Here is a 4523-nt window from a genome sequence, read left to right on the forward strand (position 1 = left end):
GCGCCGAGCTGCGCCACCGCGATCTCGACCAGCGCGTCGGCCACACCCTGCGCGCCGACGCCCTGCGACAGCGCCGCGGTCGTCGCCTGCAGCGCGCGCAGCTGCTCGGTCGACCGGTCGGCCGCGGCCCGGGCGGCCAGCAGCTCGCGCTCGTACCGCGAGCGTTCCGCCGCCCTCGACAGAGCGACGTCGACGATCCGCCGGTCGTCCTCGAGCGTGCGGACCACCGCTGACAGGAGCACGGGCAGGCGACCGTCCGGCCCGCGCAGCTCCACCGCGACCTCGTCCACCCGACCCTGCATGTGCAGCAGCGGGGACAGGTGCGTCTCCCAGTAGATGCGCCCGCCTACCGAGAGCAGCTCGCTCAGGCGGGCGCCGGCGAGGACGTCCTGCGGCTCGCGGCCCACCCACTCCAGCAGGACGCGGTTGGCGTCGACGATCCGGCCGACGTCGTCCAGCCGCAGGAGCGCGACCGGCGCGACGTCCCAGGCCTCGCTACGCCCGGGCGACATGCGGCAGGAACGCGCTGACTGCGGCGACCACCTGGTCCGGGGCGCTCAGGTTCGGGCAGTGGCCGACGGCGTCGAGGACCACGAGCCGGCTGCCGACCAGGTGGTCGTGCACGTACTGTCCGACCTCCGGCGGCGCGATGGCGTCCTCCCGGCACTGCAGGACCAGGGCCGGCGTGCGCACGCGCGCGAGGTCCTCGCGGTTGTCGGACAGGAACGTGGTCCGGGCGAACCGCCGGGCGATCGCCGGGTCGGTCCGGCAGAACGAGTTGGTCAGCTCCTGGCCCAGCTCGGGCCGGTCCGCGTTGCCCATGATCACCGGCGCGATGAACGCCGACCAGCCCAGATAGTTGTCGTCCATGGTCTCGAGCAGCTCGTCGATCTCGGCCGCGCTGAACCCGCCGCGGTAGTTCTCGTCGTCCACGTACCGAGGGCTCGGGCAGACCAGCACGAGCCGGTCGAACAGGTCCGGGCGCTGCGCCGCGGCGAGGGCGCCGATCATCGCGCTCACCGAGTGCCCGACGAAGACGGCGGGCCCGAGGTCCAGCTCATCGAGGATCTCCACCACGTCCTGCGCGTAGCCGTCGAGCGCGCCGTACCGCAGCGGGTCGTACGCGGTCAGGTCCGAGCCGCCCGCACCGACGTGGTCGAACAGGACCACCCGGTGGGTCGCCTCGAACGCCGGTGCGACGAACCGCCACATGCTCTGGTCGCACCCGAACCCGTGGGCGAGCACGAGCACCGGCGCGCCGGGGACGCCCGAGAGCACGACGTTGTTCCGGGTGAGCACATTCATGGACGACAGACTAGGCGGCGGGCGTGGGTGATCCGTTGGTGGACGCCGGCGCCACGGGGGACGACTCCGTCAGCTGGGCGACCATCTTGCTCAGGTCCAGCCCCGTGGTCGACCGGATGAGCTCCTGCAGCTGCACGAAGTTGCCCGCCACAGCCTTCGGCAGCGCGGACGCCCCGTCGGTGGACACCACGGTGAGCGTGTCGATGTTGCCCATGGGTGCGGCCAGCTGCTTGGCGATCTCGGGCAGCGTCTCGAGCAGGCGGTCGAACACGGCGGCCTGGTTGAACTGCTTGTACGCCTCGGCCCGCTGCTGGAGCGCCTCGGCCTCGGCCTTGCCGCGCGCCAGGACGGCGGCGGCCTCGGCGGCACCCTCGAGCTCGGTGGCCTTCGCCTGCGCCGACCGCAGGGCCAGCTCACCGGCGCCGCGGAGCTCGTTCTCGGCCTTGGCCGCCTCGGCCGCCTTGACGGCGGTGATGCGCTGGGCCTCGGCCTGCTGCTCGAGGCGGTAGCGCTCGGCGTCGGCGGGGCGTCGCACCGTGGTGTCGAGCTGGCTCTCGGTCAGCGCGGCCTGGCGCTGGGCCACCAGCTCCTCCTGCGCGAGGATCTCCTGCTGGCGTGCCGCGGCCTCGAGCGGGCCGGCCGACGCCGACAGCGCCTTGGCCCGGTCGGTCTCCGCGAGGATCTCGGCCTGCCGCAGGTCGAGGGCGCGCTGGTAGTTGGCCACCTGCGTCTCGGCGTCGATCCGCTTCTCCTCGGACAGGCGACGCGCCTCGGCCTCGGCGATCTCGGCCTCGCGACGGATCGCGGCGGCGGACGCGCGGCCCATGTCGAGGATGTAGCTGCCGTCGCCGTGGTCGTTGACCTCCTGGATGGTGAACGCGTCCAGGCTCAGGCCCTGCGCGCTCAGCGACCCGGTCACCGACTCGAGCACCTGCTGGGAGAACGACTCCCGGTCGCGGATGACCTGCTCGACCGTGAGGTTGCCGACGATCGCGCGCAGCGCACCGGAGAGCTGGTTGGTGGTGAAGCTGTCGATCTCCGACTGCTGGCTGCCGAACCGCTGGGCCGCGGCACGGATGGACACGTCCTCGTTGTGCACCTTGACGATGGCCACACCGGACACGGTCAGCGCGATGCCCTGGGACGACGGCGCGCCGTTGACCTCGACCGTGATGCGCCGCGACGACATGTCGAGCACCGAGAGCTGCTGCACGAACGGCAGGACGAACACCCCGCCACCGGTCACGACCTTCTGCCCCGACAGGTCACCCGACGTCTTGCCCTTGCGGCCGGTCACGATGAACGCCTCGTTGGGCTTGGCCACGCGGTACCGCTTGGCGATCGCGATGCCGACGATGAGGACGACGAGGACCAGACCTGCCACGCCGACGACGGGCAGCCAGGATTCGGGCACGAGAGCTCCTAGTTCGAGGAGGGAGGGGTGGAGACGACCTTGACGACACCGGGTCCCAGGTTGGACACGATGGTGACCCCGGCCCCGGTGGGCACGGGACCGTCCGCGCGGGCGGCGAGCGCGGTGCTCTGACCGGCTACGACGAGCGAGACCTGACCGAGGCCGTCGGCCGGGATCGAGGTGGTGACCGTGGCGGGCTGACCGACGTAGTCGCTGCTGGTGATCTGGTGCGCGGTGGGCCCGTGGGTCAGCGTCCGGGTGGCGACGCCGGCGCCGGCGGCCACCACGGCGCCCGCGACGACCCCGCCGAGCGACGCCATCAGCACGCCCGCGTCCGTCGTCGCCAGGACGAGACCTCCGACGATGCCGAACGTGGCCAGGAACGCGAGGACCGCGGTGGAGGACAGGTAGCCGCCCGTGAAGTCGATCGCGTCGATCACGCCGTCGAGGAAGTCGCCGACCGTGACGGTGAGCACCAGGAGCAGCAGGGCGGCACCGGCGATCAGCCAGAAGATCAGCATGCGTCGGTGTCCTCGGGTTCGGCGGAGAGAGTCGGCGCGTCGGTTATACCGCGCCGCGGGCCGCCCCCGTGGCCGAATCGCGGGGAGGCGCCCGACCAACGTCGGCTCAGGGGCGCGCGTAGCCCCGCAGGCTGTCCACCACGAGCTCCGGCACCGCGTCCGCGTCGTCCCCGCCGGACCGCTCCGGGAAGTCGAAGACCGCCAGCATCATCTGCATCGGGTACACCGGCGGGCGCGGGCAGCGGCGCACGACGACCCCGTCGACGAGGAAGGTGGCCAGGTCGGCCGACCAGTCGACGGCGTACGTGTGGTCCTGCGCGACGTCGATCGGGAGCCGGACCGCCTCGAAGTCCTCGACCACGGCGGGGTCGCGGAACGGGTGCAGGCCCACGCCGACCGCCGCCGAGCCCGGCCGGACGGCGTCGCCGAACACCTCCGCGACGCAGATCTCCGCGGACCGCTCGGGCTCGTCCTCCAGGCCCACCATCCAGAACGCCACCATCGAGCGCGGGGTCACCACGGCACGCGCCCGCAGCTCGACGAGCCCCCCGGAGGGCGTCCAGCCCCGGAACGTCTCCTGCGCCTCCCGCACCCGGAGCCCGTCGCGGTACGGCTGCTGGCCGCGCGTGCTGCCGACGGGTCCGGAGAAGCTGCCGGACTGGATCCCGGAGACGCGCATGGGCGGCGAGTGGTCACCGGCGCACCACAAGCCCTGCTCCGGGGGGATCCGCAGGTGCAGGCGCGAGTCGCGCAGCTCGTAGGACGCCGCGGTCGCGGCACGCGAGCTCCATGCGGGCAGGTAGTGCGGCAGCCACACGGCAGGATCGAGGTCGGGGCCGTCGAAGTGGTCCTCGAACGCCAGGACCCATCCGTCGGGGTGGTCGGTCACGAACCCCAGTCTGCGACAGCCCCGAGCAGAAGGCAGCCTCTCCATGACCGTCCCCCGTCGGGCGCTCGCGTCCGCGATCGCCGCCCCCGTCGCCATGATCGGCGGCTGGACGCTCGCCGCGGCGCAGCAGCCGACGTTCGACCCGGTGCAGGAGACCATCAGCGCGCTCGCGGCGTCGACCGCGAGCGACCCGTGGATCATGACGGCGGGACTGGCGGTGACGGGCGTGGCGCACGTGGTGACGGCGGCCGCGCTACGGCCGGTGCCCCGCCGGGCACGGGTGCTGCACGCGATCGGCGGGGCCGCCACGTTCGCCGTCGCGCTCCTGCCGGTCGATGCGGCCCCGCAGGCCCACGGCATCGCGGCCGGCATCGGCTTCGGTGCGCTCGCGCTC

At 73.0% G+C, this 4523-nt stretch carries 5 protein-coding genes and 1 pseudogene; 1 reads left to right on the forward strand and 5 read right to left on the reverse strand.

Annotated elements, in window-relative coordinates; genetic code table 11:
- From RYN42_RS19790 to RYN42_RS19810, 5 genes and pseudogenes are all read right to left on the reverse strand, one after another.
- A pseudogene (locus tag RYN42_RS19790) lies at window positions 1–512 on the reverse strand (PAS domain-containing protein); the annotation flags it as partial.
- Entirely contained in the window at window positions 496–1305 is an 810-nt protein-coding gene (locus tag RYN42_RS19795) for an alpha/beta hydrolase (RefSeq protein ID WP_315099223.1), read from the reverse strand. The pseudogene RYN42_RS19790 and the gene RYN42_RS19795, both read right to left, overlap by 17 nt.
- 10 nt (window positions 1306–1315) lie before the next feature.
- Window positions 1316–2719 (reverse strand): SPFH domain-containing protein, encoded by a 1404-nt coding sequence (locus RYN42_RS19800; protein ID WP_315099226.1) that lies wholly within the window; start codon window positions 2717–2719, stop codon window positions 1316–1318.
- A gap of 8 nt (window positions 2720–2727) precedes the next feature.
- Window positions 2728–3240, reverse strand: coding sequence for a hypothetical protein (locus RYN42_RS19805; protein WP_315099229.1), 513 nt, complete (start codon window positions 3238–3240; stop codon window positions 2728–2730).
- 106 nt (window positions 3241–3346) lie between these two features.
- On the reverse strand, window positions 3347–4129 hold the full coding sequence (locus RYN42_RS19810; RefSeq protein WP_315099231.1) for a glycoside hydrolase family 16 protein: 783 nt from the start codon (window positions 4127–4129) through the stop codon (window positions 3347–3349).
- Window positions 4130–4172: 43 nt separating this feature from the next.
- Here RYN42_RS19810 and RYN42_RS19815 point away from each other — a divergent pair.
- A partial coding sequence (locus RYN42_RS19815) for a DUF998 domain-containing protein (protein WP_315099233.1) occupies window positions 4173–4523 on the forward strand: 351 nt, incomplete at its 3' end.

Source organism: uncultured Cellulomonas sp., from assembly GCF_963527515.1.
GTDB lineage: Bacteria > Actinomycetota > Actinomycetes > Actinomycetales > Cellulomonadaceae > Cellulomonas.